Origin of the sequence: Streptomyces sp. NPDC008092 (assembly GCF_042957285.1) — a bacterium.
GTDB lineage: Bacteria > Actinomycetota > Actinomycetes > Streptomycetales > Streptomycetaceae > Streptomyces.
The window spans coordinates 12,179-27,195 of the sequence record NZ_JBIBHY010000010.1; the positions used below are offsets into that span (position 1 = coordinate 12,179).

10 protein-coding genes and 1 pseudogene are annotated in these 15,017 nt (G+C 73.8%); 5 read left to right on the forward strand and 6 right to left on the reverse strand.

Translation table 11 applies throughout. The annotated features are described in order from the left end of the window. Nucleotides 1-98 precede the first annotated feature (98 nt). The 6 genes from ACFZB3_RS29995 to ACFZB3_RS30020 all read right to left on the reverse strand — a co-directional run bounded on the left by ACFZB3_RS29995 (nucleotide 99) and on the right by ACFZB3_RS30020 (nucleotide 7,860). A complete protein-coding gene (locus ACFZB3_RS29995; protein ID WP_391380700.1) occupies nucleotides 99-2,384 on the reverse strand; it encodes a glycosyltransferase family 39 protein in 2,286 nt (761 codons plus the stop codon). Then, nucleotides 2,381-3,898 (reverse strand): glycosyltransferase, encoded by a 1,518-nt coding sequence (locus ACFZB3_RS30000; RefSeq protein WP_391380703.1) that lies wholly within the window; start codon nucleotides 3,896-3,898, stop codon nucleotides 2,381-2,383. The genes ACFZB3_RS29995 and ACFZB3_RS30000 overlap by 4 nt, the downstream gene beginning before the upstream one ends. Before the next feature lie 14 nt (nucleotides 3,899-3,912). Beyond that, complete coding sequence (locus ACFZB3_RS30005) at nucleotides 3,913-5,532, reverse strand: ATP-binding protein (protein ID WP_391380705.1); 1,620 nt, start codon at nucleotides 5,530-5,532, stop codon at nucleotides 3,913-3,915. Beyond that, nucleotides 5,529-6,269 carry a response regulator transcription factor gene (locus ACFZB3_RS30010; protein WP_150134013.1) on the reverse strand — a complete coding sequence of 247 codons (741 nt, stop codon included), beginning with the start codon at nucleotides 6,267-6,269 and terminating at the stop codon, nucleotides 5,529-5,531. The genes ACFZB3_RS30005 and ACFZB3_RS30010 overlap by 4 nt, the downstream gene beginning before the upstream one ends. Before the next feature lie 277 nt (nucleotides 6,270-6,546). Beyond that, nucleotides 6,547-7,419: a DUF2797 domain-containing protein gene (locus tag ACFZB3_RS30015; RefSeq protein WP_391380710.1), complete on the reverse strand. Its 873-nt coding sequence runs from the start codon at nucleotides 7,417-7,419 to the stop codon at nucleotides 6,547-6,549. A gap of 72 nt (nucleotides 7,420-7,491) precedes the next feature. Then, nucleotides 7,492-7,860, reverse strand: coding sequence for an HGxxPAAW family protein (locus ACFZB3_RS30020; RefSeq protein WP_391380712.1), 369 nt, complete (start codon nucleotides 7,858-7,860; stop codon nucleotides 7,492-7,494). Nucleotides 7,861-8,003: 143 nt separating this feature from the next. Between ACFZB3_RS30020 and ACFZB3_RS30025 the strand changes: the two genes are divergently transcribed. From ACFZB3_RS30025 to ACFZB3_RS30045, 5 genes and pseudogenes are all read left to right on the forward strand, one after another. Next, nucleotides 8,004-8,462, forward strand: coding sequence for a MarR family transcriptional regulator (locus ACFZB3_RS30025; protein ID WP_391380714.1), 459 nt, complete (start codon nucleotides 8,004-8,006; stop codon nucleotides 8,460-8,462). Between the two features lie 194 nt (nucleotides 8,463-8,656). Then, nucleotides 8,657-11,119 carry a large ATP-binding protein gene (locus ACFZB3_RS30030; protein ID WP_391380716.1) on the forward strand — a complete coding sequence of 821 codons (2,463 nt, stop codon included), beginning with the start codon at nucleotides 8,657-8,659 and terminating at the stop codon, nucleotides 11,117-11,119. 141 nt (nucleotides 11,120-11,260) lie between these two features. After that, nucleotides 11,261-12,169 (forward strand): AAA family ATPase, encoded by a 909-nt coding sequence (locus ACFZB3_RS30035; protein WP_391380718.1) that lies wholly within the window; start codon nucleotides 11,261-11,263, stop codon nucleotides 12,167-12,169. After that, the gene (locus ACFZB3_RS30040) at nucleotides 12,166-13,314 is read left to right on the forward strand and encodes a hypothetical protein (RefSeq protein ID WP_391380720.1); all 1,149 of its coding nucleotides are present in this window, start codon (nucleotides 12,166-12,168) and stop codon (nucleotides 13,312-13,314) included. The genes ACFZB3_RS30035 and ACFZB3_RS30040 overlap by 4 nt, the downstream gene beginning before the upstream one ends. Further along, nucleotides 13,311-15,017: pseudogene (locus ACFZB3_RS30045) on the forward strand (hypothetical protein); the annotation flags it as partial. The gene ACFZB3_RS30040 and the pseudogene ACFZB3_RS30045, both read left to right, overlap by 4 nt.

The window sequence follows — 15,017 nt, forward strand, 5'->3', positions numbered from 1 at the left end:
GTAAGACAGTTCCTATACGGCGTACAACGTGATTTCCCCGGGTACGCCGAAGGGCGGTGACCGGGGTCACCGCCCTTCGCCTGCCGCTCAGGAGTCCGTCAGCTGCCGCTCGTCTTCTGCGTGAGGTCGTAGAAGGTGGACGAACCCACCGTCACCTTCTTGAAGTTCTTCTCGACCCACGAGGTGATCTGCGAGGACGTGCCGCTGCTGCTGCCGCCCATGCCGCCGCCGGTGCCGGAGGAGACGAAGTAGTGGATCTTGCCGTCCGCCACGTACTTCTCGAACTGGGCCAGCGTCGGGGACGGGTCGGTGCCGTTGAAGCCGCCGATCGCCATCACCGCGTCGCCGGTGGCGAGCTGGTAGCTCGCCGCGTTCTGGGCGCCGATGGCCGCCGCGACCCAGGTGTACTGGGAGGAGTTCTTCTGCAGCAGTGCCTTGGCCTCGGAGGAGACGGTCGCGCCGTTCAGCAGACCGCCGGCGCCGCCGGCCATGCCGCCGCCCATGCCACCGGTCTCGCCCGTCCGGGTACCGCCCGGGAAGCCGCCGGTGCCGTTCTGGGTGGTGCCGTTGCCGCCCTGCTGGCTCTGACCCGGCATACCGCCGCCGAAGCCGCCGGTGCCGTTGCCGCCCGGGAAGCCGCCGGTGCCGTTCTGGCCCTGGCCCTGGGTGGTGCCGTTGCCGCCCTGCTGGTTCTGGCCGAAGCCGCCGCCCGTGCCGCCGCCGAAGCCGCCCCGGCCGCCGCCGGGACCGCCACCGCCGCCGAAGCCCATCGAGCTCGCGCCCGCCGGACCGGCCGTCGGGATGGAGCCGGTGTGCGCGGAGTTCACCGTGGAGAAGGTGTACGCCGTCGGGCCCGCCAGCGCGGCCAGCAGGCCGACCGCGGCCGCGCCGAGGGCGAGCTGCCGCGAGATCCGGCCCGCGAAGACCAGGCCGAGCGCGGCGGCCAGACCGCCGATCAGGACCAGGTACTTCAGCCAGGGCAGGTAGGTCGAGGTGCGGTTGAGCAGGACGTAGCCCCAGACCGCGGCCGAGACCACGGCGGCGGCGAGGGTGATCGACGCCCACAGCTCGGCGCGCTTCTCCCACAGCAGTCCCGCGCCCATGCCGACCACGGCCGCGATGTAGGGGGCGAGGGCGACCGTGTAGTACTGGTGGAAGATGCCCGCCATGTAGCTGAACACGATCATGGTCATCAGCAGCGAGCCGCCCCAGACCAGGAACGAGGCCCGGGTCACCGAGGTCCGCTTCAGCTTGCGGGTGGCCACCAGACCGGCGACCAGGAGGATCAGCGCGGCCGGGATCAGCCAGGAGATCTGGCTGCCGATCTCGTCGTTGAACATCCGGCTCCAGCCGGTGGCGCCCCAGCGGCCGGAGCCGGTGCCGCCGCCACCGCCGCCGACGCTGCCGGTCTCGTCGCCGCTGATGCGGCCGAGGCCGTTGTAGCCGAAGGTCAGCGACAGGAAGCTGTTGTCCTGCGAACCGCCGATGTAGGGGCGGGAGGAGGCCGGCCACAGCTCGACGATCGCCACCCACCAGCCGCCGGCGACGACCAGCGCGCCGGTCGCCAGGGCCAGCTGGCCGATCCGCTTCTTCCACGTGTGCGGGCCGACGGCCGCGTACACGAACGCCAGCGCCGGCAGGATCAGGAAGGCCTGGAGCGTCTTGGCGAGGAAGGCGAAGCCGATCGCCACACCCGCCCACACCAGCCACTTCGTCCGCCCGTCCTCGACGGCCCGGACCACGAAGTAGCAGGCCAGCGCCATCAGCAGGGCCAGCATCGCGTCCGGGTTGTTGAACCGGAACATCAGCGCCGCGACGGGGGTGAGCGCGAGCACGGCGCCCGCGATCAGGCCGGCCGCGGGGCTGAACCGGCGGCGCACGGAGGCGTAGACGACCGCGACCGTGCCGACGCCCATGAGGACCTCGGGGCCGAGGATCGTCCAGGAGTTCAGGCCGAAGATCCGGGCCGCGATCTCCATCGGCCACATGAACGCCGAGGGCTTGTCGACGGTGATCGCGTTGCCCGCGTCCAGCGAGCCGAAGAACATCGCCTTCCAGCTCTTGGTGCCCGCCTGGACGGCGGCCGAGTAGAAGGAGTTGGAGTAGCCGTTGACGCTCAGGTTGTAGAAGTACAGCACCGCGGTGGCGAGCAGCAGGCCGAAGAAGGCCGGGCGCACCCAGCGGGGGTCCTCGGGACGGCCGCGCCACAGTCTCCGTACGAAGGGCTGCTCGGGCTCACCCGCCCCGGGCGCCGGTGCCGGCGCGACGGCCTGGACGTCGGGCGCGCCGGGAGCGCCGGGAGCGTGCTGCGGCTGCGGGGGAACCGTGGGGGGCGCGGTCGGGGGCGGGCCCCACTGGGCCGTGTGGTCGGTGTCGGTGCTCATCGGGGGTCCCCCGGCTCGGTGTCGTGGGGGCGCACCGGCTGCAACTGCATGGTGCTGTCCCTCCAGGTGCCGTCCGCGGCTTCACCGGCGCGGAACTGGGTGGTCGTCGTGCCGTTCTGGGCGTACGGCGGGTGCGCCGGGCGCTGCGGCAGCGGGCCCTGCGGCTGGTAGGGGCCCTGCTGCTGGTGCGGGACCGGGGCCCCGGTCAGGTAGGTGGGGGACGACGGGGTGTGCGTGGCCACCACCATCGACTCCTGCCGATCGGTGCCGGAGCCGTCGCGGTCCGGGAAGACCCAGGCGCGGAAGAGCAGGAAGCGCAGCACGGTCGCCGCGAGGTTGGCGGCGATCAGCACCGCCAGCTCGGTGGAGTGCGCGGGGTCGCTGCTCGCCGCGTTCAGGGCGGCGAGGGAGCCACTGGTCAGCGCGAGGCCGATACCGAAGACGACCAGGCCCTGCGCCTGGTGCCGGACCGCCCCGCCCCGGCCGCGCACCCCGAAGGTGAGCCGCCGGTTGGCGGCGGTGTTCGCCACCGCCGACACCAGCAGTGCGAGCGCGTTGGCGATCTGCGAACCGGAGAACTCCCGGAAGAGGCTGTAGAGGACCAGGTAGAAGAGGGTCGACAGGCCGCCGACCACGCAGAACCCGACGAGCTGGCGGGCCAGGCCCTTGGGCACGTCCTGGACGTCGCGGTCGCGCGGGTCGTCGCCGAACGGCCGGGCGAGCCGGTCCAGCGGCAGCGCGCCGGTGGCCAGCGCCTTGCCCACCCGCCAGACGCCCTTGAGGTCGTCGGTGGCCGTCTTCGCGATGTGCACGGTGGAGTTCGGGTCGTCCACCCAGTCGACGGGCACCTCGTGGATCCGCAGCCCCGCACGCTCGGCGAGCACCAGCATCTCGGTGTCGAAGAACCAGCCGGTGTCCTCGATGAGCGGCAGCAGCACCTGCGCGACATCGCGCCGGATCGCCTTGAAGCCGCACTGCGCGTCCGAGAAGCGGGCCTGCAGCGAGCCGCGCAGGATCAGGTTGTACGAGCGGCTGATGAACTCCCGCTTGGCGCCGCGCACCACGCGCGACGAGCGGGCCAGCCGGGAACCGATCGCCAGGTCGGAGTGGCCGGAGATGAGCGGCGCCACCAGCGGCAGCAGCGCGTTCAGGTCGGTCGACAGGTCGACGTCCATGTACGCGAGGATCGGCGCGTCCGAGGCCGACCAGACGGTCCGCAGCGCGCGGCCGCGGCCCTTCTGCTCCAGCCGGAACGACTTCACCTCGGCGATCTCCGCCTCAAGCTTCCGCGCCACCTGGGGCGTGGTGTCCGTGGACGCGTTGTCCGCGATGGTGATGCGGTACGCGTACGGGAACGTTCGCTTGAGATGCTCATGCAGTCTGAGCACGCATGGGCCGAGGTCCTTCTCCTCGTTGTAGACGGGGATCACTACGTCCAGGACAGGCGTACCGGCGTTACCGGCCGGGAGGTGCTCCCGCGCCGGCAACGTGCCGGGAGAAGAGTCGGTTCGCATGGCATCGACTCTCGTCAAGCGCCCTGTTGCACCCATGTGGTGGCACTGTGCTGTGCCTGTGAGTGCGATTGCCAGTTCGTTTCGGGGGAGGGCTGCGGGGCCGCCGGGGCAAGCGCGGGCAGATAGAGGGTGAACACCGTACGGCCGGGCACGCTGTCCACGGTGACGGCGCCGCCGTGTGCGGTCGCGACGGCCTGCACGATGGCGAGCCCGAGGCCGGTGGACCCCGTGGACCGGGACCGCGCGGAGTCACCGCGCGCGAACCGCTCGAAGACGTGCGGCAGCAGGTCCGGCGGGATGCCCTGCCCGTTGTCCTCGACGTCCACGCACATCCACGGCCCGCGCCGCTGGATGCGGGCGGTGACGGTGGTCCCCGGCGGGGTGTGCTTGCGGGCGTTGCCGAGCAGGTTGATCAGCACCTGCTGGATACGGGCCGCGTCGGCGGCGACCAGCGCCGGCTCGTCGGGCAGGTCGAGGCGCCAGTTGTGGTCCATGCCGGCGGCGCGCGTGTCGCTGATCGTGTCGACGACGAGCGGGATGAGGTCGGTGTGCTCGAACTGCAGCGGACGCCCCGCGTCCAGCCGGGCGAGCAGCAGCAGGTCCTCCACGAGCAGGGTCATCCGGCCCGCCTCGGACTCGATACGGCCGAGGGCGTGCCGGGTGTCGGGCCCGACCTGCTCCCGGCCGCGCCGGGTCAGCTCGGCGTACCCGCGGATGGAGGCGAGCGGGGTCCGCAGCTCGTGGCTGGCGTCGGCGACGAACTGCCGTACCCGCATCTCGCTCTGCTGGCGGGCGTGCAGGGCGCCGTGCACGTGGTTGAGCATCCGGTTGAGCGCGGAGCCGACCTGGCCGACCTCGGTGTGCGGGTCGCACTCGGTGTCCGGCACCCGCTCGCTGAGGTTCACCTCTCCGGTGTGGAGGGGCAGCTCGGAGACCCGGGTGGCGGTGGCGGCGACCCGGCGGAGCGGGCGGGTGGCGACACCGACGATGACGGTGCCGGCCAGGGTGGCGGCGATGAGGCCGGCGGCGGTGACGCTGATCTCGACCAGGATCAGGGTGCCGATGGTGTTGTCGGCGTCCGCGGTCGGGATGGCGACGTAGTAGGCGTTGGTGCCGTTACTGGAGTACGCGACCAGGTAACTGCCCAGACCCGGTATGTCGATCTTGTGCTTCTGGTTGTCCTGGGGGACCGAGTTGAGCACCTTCAGCTGGGCGTTGGACAGACTCTTGGCGCTCATCTGGAAGTTGGTCTTGGACTTCACACCGACCCTGGAATCGGTGATGTTCCCGTTCTCGATCGAGGCCGCGATCGTGCCGTCCGGCTGCGGTCCCGTGACGAAGTCGTCGAGCTTGGTCTGGCCGTCGCCCTGCTTCTGGCCGGGCGCGTTGGAACCGCCCTTGATCCCGTTCAGCGGCCCGCCGAAGTCCCGGGGTGCCACCCGCGCGGAGACCTCGCCCAGCCGGCCGTTCAGCTGTTCGTAGAGATGAGAACGCAGCGCCAGCGTCGTCACCGTGCCGATCACCGCGCAGACCACGGCGATCAGCACCACGGACGCGACGACGAGCCGGGTCCGCAGGGTGCGCGGTTTTCCCGCTCGTCGCTTCTGCGTACGCGGCCGTCGTCGCCCGCTCATGACGCGGCTGGCTTGATGAGGTAGCCGGCGCCACGCCGGGTGTGGATCATCGGCTCGCGGCCGGCGTCGATCTTCCGTCGCAGGTACGAGATGTAGAGCTCGACCACGTTGGCCTGCCCGCCGAAGTCGTACGACCACACACGGTCGAGTATCTGGGCCTTGCTGAGCACCCGCCGCGGGTTGCGCATCAGGAAGCGCAGCAGCTCGAACTCGGTGGCCGTGAGGTGGATCGACTCCCCGGCCCGCGAGACCTCGTGGCTGTCCTCGTCCAGGGTGAGGTCACCGACGACCAGCACGGAGTCGGACCGCCGGTCGGCGGCGCCGGAGCGGCGGATCAGCCCGCGCAGCCGGGCCACGACCTCTTCGAGGCTGAAGGGCTTGGTGACGTAGTCGTCGCCGCCGGCCGTGAGACCCGCGATGCGGTCCTCGACCGCGTCCTTCGCGGTCAGGAACAGCACCGGCACGTCCGGCAGTTCGCGCCGCAGGCGCCCCAGCACGGTGAGGCCGTCCATGTCGGGCAGCATCATGTCGAGGACGACGGCGTCGGGCCGGAACTCCCGGGCGGTCTGTATCGCGCCCTGCCCGTCACCGGCACTCCGGATCTGCCAGCCCTCGTAACGGAGGGCCATGGAAAGGAGTTCGGTGATCGACAGCTCGTCGTCCACCACAAGCACTCGGACGGGGCTCCCGTCCGGCCTCAGCAGTTCGGTGCGCCCCTGGGGCGAGGTCGTGGTCATGGTGGACACCTTGTCGGGGTCCTCTGAGAACACGCTTTCACTAATCTGTGATTTCCCTAAGAAACGCACAGGCGCCTCTCAGGGAACACCTGGGAATCCCATCACATGTGCATGAACTCGTGACCGCGCTCGCGCCCGGCTGTGCGGATCATGTCCGTCCGGGCCACGCCCCGGACCGTTGATGAAGCGCCGATGAGCCGTTGATGAGAGCGTACCGACCCGGCGCGGGTCCCGCGCGGCGAGAAGCTTCCGGGGGCCGCCGGGGGGCTGCCGGCGCTCAGAAGAGCCCGTCCTGGGGAGTCTCGAACTCCCTTACCGGCACGTGAAGTTGGCCTTCCCCACCGGTCCGGGCAGCGGTCAGTTCCCAGCCCGGCAGCAAGCGCGTGTCGAGGACCACGACACCGCGCCCGGTGGCGAGGTGCAGATCCGGCCCGGCCGCCGCGACCAGCTCACCGCTCAGCACGCCGCCCGGCACCAGCTCGGCCACCTCACCGACGGCGGCGGCCACCCCCGCGAGACCGAACACCGCCATGTGGTCGACGACTTGGCACGGCTCCGGGACGAGCGACTCGGGCCAGCCGCCGAGCGCGACAGCAAGCGCGTGCAGTCCTTCGATCTCGGCCGCCCGCTCGGCCGGGGCCGCCGGCAGCAGGGCGCGTACGACGCGCTTGTCGGCGTACGGGATCCGGTCCGGCACCCGGAGCGCGGCCCGCAACAGCTCCTCGGCCCGCCGGGCGGCCATCAGCGGCCCGGCGCCCAGCCAGCTGAAGCACACGGCCCCCTGCTCCAGCAGCCGGGCCGGCCCCCGCTCGACCGCCGTGATCCCCACCTTGACCATGCCGGGCCCGAACCAGGCCAGGTACACGTGGTAGGGCCGGGGATCGTCGGCGACGGTGTCGGCGGCCACGGAGTGCGCCCGGTCCAGCCGCGCGCACTCCTCGCACCGGGCTCCGGTGCTCCTGCCGGACACGGGCGTCCGGGTCGGACAGGCGTGCCCGCGCGCCCCCACGCACTCCCGCACGCCCCCTTCCACGACCCCGAAGGCCACCCGCTTCCCCCGGCCGAGCGCACTGCGCCGCCCGCCGCTCCACCACAGCACGGGTCCGTCGTCCGACCACCGCAGCCCCGAGCATTTCCACACCTGTGCCATCACTCGCGAGCCTAGAGGGCGGCACTGACAACGGCCGGGGGCAGCCGGGCCGTGCTCCGCACCCCGTCCCGGTCAGCCGCCGGCCTCCGCGGTCGCCGGCTCCGTCTCGGCGGTGCCGGCGGCCGGCCGCAGCGCGGACGCGGTACGCCGCCCCCGGCCCGCCAGCCGGCACGAGACGCATCCGGGGTGGCCGTCGCGGGCGCCGGTGTCCCGCACCCGGAGGGGCCACTGCGCCCGGGGCCGCGGCCCCGGCGCCTTGCCCCACCCCGCGAGATGCAGATACCAGGTGACCAGGACGCTCACGGCACACACCGCGAGCCCCGCGACCAGGGCGGCGGCCGAGACCGTGCACACGCCCAGTCCCAGCAGACCGCTTCCGACGGTCGCGATCGCGGTACCGGTCCAGCCTGCCACCGTGTGGCCTTCGTCGTGCTGACTCACGTACCCGTCTCCCCTTCATAGGCAGCGGAAACACCCAGTCCGACGCGAGGGCCGACTAGAATCCCTCACCGGGTGAGAAATTTACTCCCCACACCTCTCACGTGCTAAGGGAATCTGCGGATCTCCACGGAACGGGAACGACCATGCACGGCAAGCCGCGACCGGCCGCGGACCCGGCCCGGGCACTGTCCGCCATGGACCACCTCATCGCGGCCCATGTGATCGGCCAGCAGGAACTGGCCCGGCGGCTCGGGGTGAACGTCACGGACCTCACCTGCTTCGCCTTCGTCCTGGAAGCGGGCGAGGACCTGCTGACGGCCGGCGACCTGGCCGCCCGCGCCCATGTGACGACCGGCGCGGTGACGGGCATCCTCAACCGCCTGGAACGCGCGGGCTACGTCACCCGCCGCCCCGACCCCGCCGACCGCCGCCGGGTCCGCGTCGCCGCGGTCCCGGAAGCCGTCACCCGGGTCGAGGCCGTCTACGCCGGCCACTACGCCCGCCTCACCGAACTGTTCGCCGACTACACCCCCGACGAACTGGCCATCCTCACCGACTGGTTCACCCGGGCCACCGCACTGGCCCACGCGTACCTGGAGTAGCTCCACGGGAACGACCCGGCGCAACCCTGACCGGACCGCCGGCCGCGCCCGCTGCTCCCGCTCCCCCTTCGCCGGGACGGAACAGCCCCGAAGAAGCAGGTAGTTGACGGCCCGAACCGCGCCACGGCCGGTTTCGCGGTCTCGTGCGAAACTGAACACCAGGCAGGTACGCAAGCCACACAGCGGGGGATGAGATGGTGCCCGTGTACCGCTATGCCGTCAGCTATGCGCACGGCAGGGACGAGGCCTGGGTCGCGAGATTCCTGGACGAGCTGAGACGGCGTCTGGAAATCGCCGACGGCCCGCGCTTCCAGCGCCTGGTCCCGCCGCCCCGCCCACCGGAGGGGCAGGCGGGGTCGTACGGCGTCGAGACGGCCGACATCGTGCTGGCCCTGTGCAGTCCGGCGTACTTCAACGAGGGTCCCGCCCAGCACGACTGGGCGGTCCTGGCGCTGCGCCGGCGCCTCGGGCAGGCCCGTACCGGGATCGCCCCCCAGACGGCCCTGCCCCTCGTGTGGGAGCCGGTCGACCGGAGGCTGCCGGGGCCGGTCGCGGCGGCCGACGTGTTCTCCGCGGACCAGCTGCCCGAGTACCGCTCGCTGGGGCTGGCGCTGATGACCATGCAGGCCCCGCGGTACCGCGCGGCGCTGGACCGGGTGCTCGACGCGGTCGTGGCCCGCATGACGGCGATGGCCGAAGCCGCCGCCCCCGCGCCCGAGCTGGACGACCGGTTCGCCGGGGAGGCACCCGACGCGCTGTCGGCGGAGGACGCCGCCTTCACCGAGCAGTTCCGCAAGGAGGTGGCCCCGGTCCTGCCCGCGACGACGGTCCGCCGCACCCTGACCGCCCGCGACCCGGCGGCCGTCCGGAACGCCGCCCCGGACGGGAGGGCCTCGCCGCCCGCGGAGGACGTCCTCTCCGCCGATTCACTGCCGGAGCTGGGACGGCGGATCCTCCTCGTCGGGCCGCCGGGGGCCGGACACAGCACCGAACTGGCGCGGCTCGCCGCACGGGCGCTGGGCGACACCGCGCCGGAACGGACCGGCCCGAGCCGCCCGCCGTGGGGCTGCCGGATACCGTTCGTGCTGTCGGCCCGGTCGGGGGCGCTGCCCCGCCTGGACGGGATGGTGCCGACGCTCGCCCCGCTGGCCGCGCCGCAGGAACCGGCCGGCTGGGCCGCCCGCCAACTGCGGTCCGGACAGGCCTTCCTGGCCGTCGACGACCTGGACGCGGTGCCCGTGGGCAACCGCGCCGCCGTGTGGGAGTGGCTCCTCCAGCTGCTGCGGACCCACCCCCAGGCGCCCTGCGTCATCGCCACGAACGGCACCGGAGTGCCCTGGGACCGGCTCGGGGACGCCTTCCGGGTCGCCGGCCTCGGGCCGCTGCCCCCGGACGGGGTCCGCGCCCTGCTCGACTCCCTCGTGGCGACGTCCTCCGGGGACCGGCGGACCCTCACCGCGCTGCTACGGCAGTTCGACACCGATCCGCTGCTCCTCGGAGTCGCCGGCCGCCCGGCCGCCGCCACGGCACTGCTGCGGGCAGCGGACGATCCTGGCCGGCCGGGACCGGTTCCGCGGCACCGCCTGCTGCGCGCGGGCGTCTCGGCGGGGTGGCGGCGGGTGCGGGAGGAGCCGGCCGGGCCGTCCTCCCCTCCCGTGCCCGTGCCCGGCCTCGCCGCCGACCAGGTGCCCGACAGCGTCCTGCGGGCCGCCTCCGGCCTGCTGGCCGTCGCCGCCCTCGGCCTGGACAGCTCCCGCATTCCGCTGCGGACCGCGCTCGGCGCGCTGCGCGACCCCGGTGCCTCGGACGCCGCCTCGCCCGAACGGCTGCTGGCCGCGCTCGCGGACCGGGCGGGCGTGGTGTTCCGGCCCGGACCCGACACCGTGGCCTTTCCCGGCCCCGAGGTCAGGACCTTCCTGGCGGCCCACCACCTGGCGCACACCCCCGGCGCGGACACCGACGAGCTGCTCGTCCGGCACCCGTCCGCCGAACTGCGGGAACTGCTCACCCAGTTGAGGACCGCCGAGACGGGCACCGGCACCCCGCGCAGTGTCCTCGCGACGACGGCCGGTCCGCCGCGCCGGCTGTCGGCCGGGAGTCCGCCGCCCCGGCCCGCCGTGCGGCGGGCCGGCGTACGGTCGTCCGCGGAACTGCACGCCCTGCTCCGGGCGGACACCGCCGTGACCGAACTGCGCTGCACCGGCCCGGTGGACGAGCTGGCGGCGCTGCTCCCGAGGCTGCCCGGGCTGCGCTCGCTGGTCCTCGCGGACGACCAGTCGCTCACCGCCCTGCCGGAGCTGGCCGGATGCCGGTCGCTGCGGTCGCTGCAGGTGCTGCGCTGCCCGAACCTGACGGATCTGACGGCGCTGGAGTCCTCGGCGGTCATGTTCCTGGACATCGATCCGTGGCCGGACCTGCCGGTGCCGGCCGGTCTGCGCCGGGCGCCCTGGCTGAGCCGGGTGAACCTGGTGACCGGCGGGCCGGAGGGCCGGCCGGCCGCAGCGGGTGGGGCGGGGGGCGCAGGTGGCGCGGGCGGGGCGACCCAGGCAGCCGGGGGCATCGGGTTGCCGGAGGTGCCGCCGCTAGCGGATGTGCCGCCGTTGCCGGAGGTGCCGGCGTTGCCGGAGGTCCGGATACGGCGCCGGCTCCGCACCTGACGGTTTCCCGGACCTCCGGTTCGTTCTGCGGAGAACCGCGCTGTCGGCCATATTCGTCGACGGAGTAGTGGCCGTACGCCGCAGGGGGAAGAGTGCAACGGGGTGCGGTACGCCGGAGCCATGGGCTGACAATGGGGGGCAGTGGGCTTGATCAAGCTTTTCGACCCGGCCGAGGAGACCGACCGGCCTGTGCGGACCGGCCGTACGCCGGCGCGCGGCACGGACCGCCTCGACGACCAGGTCTACCTCTTCGACCACCGGACCGTCCTCGCCGTCAACGTCGCTCTGGCCTCGGGCCGTCCGCTGCTCGTGCTCGGCCCGCCCGGCTCCGGCAAGTCGGCGCTCGCGCCGAACGTGGCGCGGCTGATGCGCTTCCGCTACTACGCCGAGGTGGTCACCGCCCGCACCGAACCGCACGACCTGCTCTGGCGCGAGGAGGCGTTCCGCCAGCTCAACGACGCCACGCAGGGCGTGCTCCAGGCCCCCGGTTCGCGCTCCTACTTCCGGCCCGGCCCGCTGTGGAAAGCGCTCGACCCGGCCGTGGACGAGGAGGTCCCGCGCGCGTTCCGCGACCGTCCCGCGGTGGTCCTCATCGACGAGATCGACAAGGCCGACCCCGATGTCCCGGACGCGCTTCTCGACCCGCTCAACAACCTCCGCTTCGTGGGCCCCGACCGCCGCACGGTGACCGCGGCCGAGGGCACCGGCGCCCCCCTGGTGGTGATAACGAGCAACGAGGAACGGGAACTGTCCGGCCCCTTCATGCGCCGCTGCATCCTGCTGAGGCTGGACTCGCCGGACCGCGAACACCTGCTGAAAGTCGCCCGGTTGCACATGGGGGACGACTACGACGAGGCGCTCACCACGGAGTTGGCCGACATGTTCGAGCACGAGTCGGTGGCGTCCCGGCCGACGGCGAGCACCGCGGAGTTCCTGGACACCCTGCGGGCCTGCCACCAGATGGGCCTGACCGTCGAATCGCCGGAGTGGCGGGCGGTCGCGGATCTCGCCATGACGAAAGGCTCCTCCGACCCCTTCTCCTACACATGAGCCGAAGCCCGGGCCGGCTGGGGGATCTGCTGCGGGCGGCCCGTGCCCTCGGGGTGTCCGACACCGACGGCCTGACCACGCTGGCCACCGCCCTGGGACTGGCGCTGGCCCCCGACGGCCCCGCCCGCCGCGCCGGGGGCCCGGTGCGGCCGTCCCGGGGCGAGGGTACGGCGGCCGGCGCCGGCCGCGCGGGGAGCGGAACCGGGTCCCCGGGCCGGACCGGCGGCGCGTCCCCCTCGCCCGGCCCGGGTGCGGGTGCCGCCACCGCTGCGGGGCCGTACCACCGGACCCCGGCCCCGCCCGAGCAGGTGCCCGGTCCGGACACCCGGTCGGCCACCGGCGGTTCGCTGCTGCTGGTCCGCGGCGCGCGCCCGGCGCCGGGCCGGGAGGCGGAACGGCCGTGGTGGCGCGAGACCGAACTGACCGACCCCCCGGGCGACGGCACCGAGGAACTCCTCGCCCACCCGGAGGCGTTCGACGTGTCCTGGCCGACGGCCCTGCCACGGCCCGCCCCGCCGTGGGACCCGCGGACCGAGCGGGCCGTCTTCCTCGCGCTGGCCGGCACGCACACGACCGGACGCGCGGTCGACCACCGGCGGCTGGTCGACCTGGTCGTGCGCAGTCTCGCCGGCGGCCAGATCAGCCGTCCGCAGGTGCCCTACCGGCAGCGGACCACCACCCGGGCCGGAGCGCTGCTGCTGATCGACCGCGGCGAGTCGATGCGGCCGTTCCGGCACGACCAGGAGTGGATCACCCGGCTCGCGGGCCGCATCCTGCCGCCGGGCGGCCTGCGCGTGCTGGACCTGCGCATCGCCCAGGGCGTCAGCCGCGACCGGGGACGCACCTGGGAACCGCACCCGGTGCCTCCGTACGGACAGCCGGTGCTCCTGCTCTCCGACCTCGGGCACCTGCAGCCGCCGTCACCGGGCCGCCACCACTCCCCGCCGGCGAGCTGGCTGCCGTATCTGCGGCGGCTGCGGGAGGCGGGCAACCCCGTCGTCTGCCTGACGCCCTATCCCGCCGAGGAGTACCCGGCGGCCGTACGGCAATCGGTCGCGCTGGTGCCGCTGGACCGCCGGGTGTCCGTACGGCTCGCGCAGACCGCGGCCCGCCAGGATCCGCGCCGGGCGGGGCGGCGGCGATGACGGCGGCGCCCGAGCGCACCGCCTTCCAGCTGATAGCGGAAGAGCGCCGGCACCGGCCCGCCGTGGTACGGCTGGCCCGGTCGCTGTGCCTGGCCGCGCAGGCGGAGCCGTACTTCCTCCGAAGCGCCCGGCTCCGCTTCGCCCCGGACAGCAGCGCCGGCCTGGAGGCCAGGCTGTACTTCTCACCGCTGGTGGAGGCCGCCGACAGCCGCGCACTGGTGCTGTACCCGGAGGTCAGCGCGGAGCTGCGGCGGGAGCTGTACGACCATGACCTGGACCTGCTCGGCTCGGTCCGCGACTTCACCCTCGCCGCCCATCGCTGCGCACCGCCCCTGGTCCGCGGTTTCGAGGAACTGCTGTGGTCGGCGACGATCGGCCCGCCGCCCGCCGAGGCCGAGGTCGAGCGGACCCTGACCCCGCTCTTCCGGCAGGTGCTCGCCGAGGGCGTCGCGGCGGCCGAGGCCAGCCGCTGGATCCTGCGCTTCCTGCCCCGGCTCCCGGAAACCGTACGGGAGTCACTGCCGGCCTGGCGGCTCCAGGTGATGGCGGCGGAACGACTCGGCATGGAACCGCCGCGCTCCCTGCTGACCCGGGCCGACGCCGACGAGGTGCGGACGGTGCGGGCACTGGTCCACACCGAGGTGGACATCGGCGTCCGGGCCTCGGCGCAGGGCCTGGTCCTGAGCCGGCCCCCGGAGCGGGACGCCCTGGTCTGCGGGGCGAGCGGGGCGGGCCGCGTACAACTGCGGCTGCGCGGCGCGCTGCCCGGCGCCCGGTGGCACGAACTGGACCTGTACGACGGCGAGTACACCGCCCTGGGCGTCAGCGTGGCCGCCGAGGTCCGCGCGGACGGCACCCTCCTGGCCGCGCAGGCGGAGCTGGGCGGCACGCTGCTGTGCGCACGGGCGGGCCACCGGGCGGCGGCCGCGACGAGCGCGGACGGCCGGACCGTACTGCGCGTGGACGACGGCGAGTCCGTGCTCGCGGTCGATCTGCCCGAGCAGCCGCGACTGCTCGCGGTCGCCGACGCGGGGCCCGCGGCCACGGCGGTGGTGAGCGCCAAGGGACTGCACGTGGTGACGACGGCCGTGGACGGCACGGCCGACGCCGTACTGCACCCGCTGTCGCAGCAGCCGACGGCCGTGGGCTGGTCCCGGACCCGGGAACGCGGCGTGCTGTGCCTGGCCACCGGGCACGACGTCCTCCTCGTCGACGACGGCGACCCCGGCCGGACGCTGGGCACGCTGTCGCATCCCGCGCCGGTGGTACGCGTGTGGGCCTCGGTCCGGGCCGGCCTGGTGGCCGTGGCCGACGCGCTCGGCGGGGTGACGGTCCACGACCTCGCCGGGGGCCCGGCCGCCGGTTCCGGACGGTGGCAGCAGGACTCCGGGGGCGGGGTCACGGCGCTGTCCGGGGATCCGTGGTCGGGGGCGGTGGTCTGGAGCGGCACGGACGGGCGGGTGTACGGGCGGGTGCCCTGGGCGGTGGCGGGAGATGCCGCCACCGGAGCGGGAGATCCCCGGGCGGCTGCGGCCACCCGGCCGACGGAAGCCGCGTCCGGCGGCTCCGGCGGAGCGGCCGATGGGTCCAGCGGAACGGCCGACGGCTCCGGCGGAACGGCCGATGGGGCTCGCGGAACGACTGATGGCTCCGGCGGAGCAGCCGATGGTGCTTGCCGAACGGCCGACAGCTCCGGCGGAACG

Excerpts from the sequence above, each read along its gene's own strand:
- ACFZB3_RS30040 (WP_391380720.1), top strand. The coding sequence starts at position 12,166 with ATGAGCCGAAGCCCGGGCCGGCTGGGGGATCTGCTGCGGGCGGCCCGT.
- ACFZB3_RS29995 (WP_391380700.1), bottom strand. The coding sequence starts at position 2,384 with ATGAGCACCGACACCGACCACACGGCCCAGTGGGGCCCGCCCCCGACC.
- ACFZB3_RS30010 (WP_150134013.1), bottom strand. The coding sequence starts at position 6,269 with ATGACCACGACCTCGCCCCAGGGGCGCACCGAACTGCTGAGGCCGGAC.
- ACFZB3_RS30005 (WP_391380705.1), bottom strand. The coding sequence starts at position 5,532 with ATGAGCGGGCGACGACGGCCGCGTACGCAGAAGCGACGAGCGGGAAAA.
- ACFZB3_RS30025 (WP_391380714.1), top strand. The coding sequence starts at position 8,004 with ATGCACGGCAAGCCGCGACCGGCCGCGGACCCGGCCCGGGCACTGTCC.
- ACFZB3_RS30030 (WP_391380716.1), top strand. The coding sequence starts at position 8,657 with ATGGTGCCCGTGTACCGCTATGCCGTCAGCTATGCGCACGGCAGGGAC.
- ACFZB3_RS30015 (WP_391380710.1), bottom strand. The coding sequence starts at position 7,419 with ATGGCACAGGTGTGGAAATGCTCGGGGCTGCGGTGGTCGGACGACGGA.
- ACFZB3_RS30000 (WP_391380703.1), bottom strand. The coding sequence starts at position 3,898 with ATGCGAACCGACTCTTCTCCCGGCACGTTGCCGGCGCGGGAGCACCTC.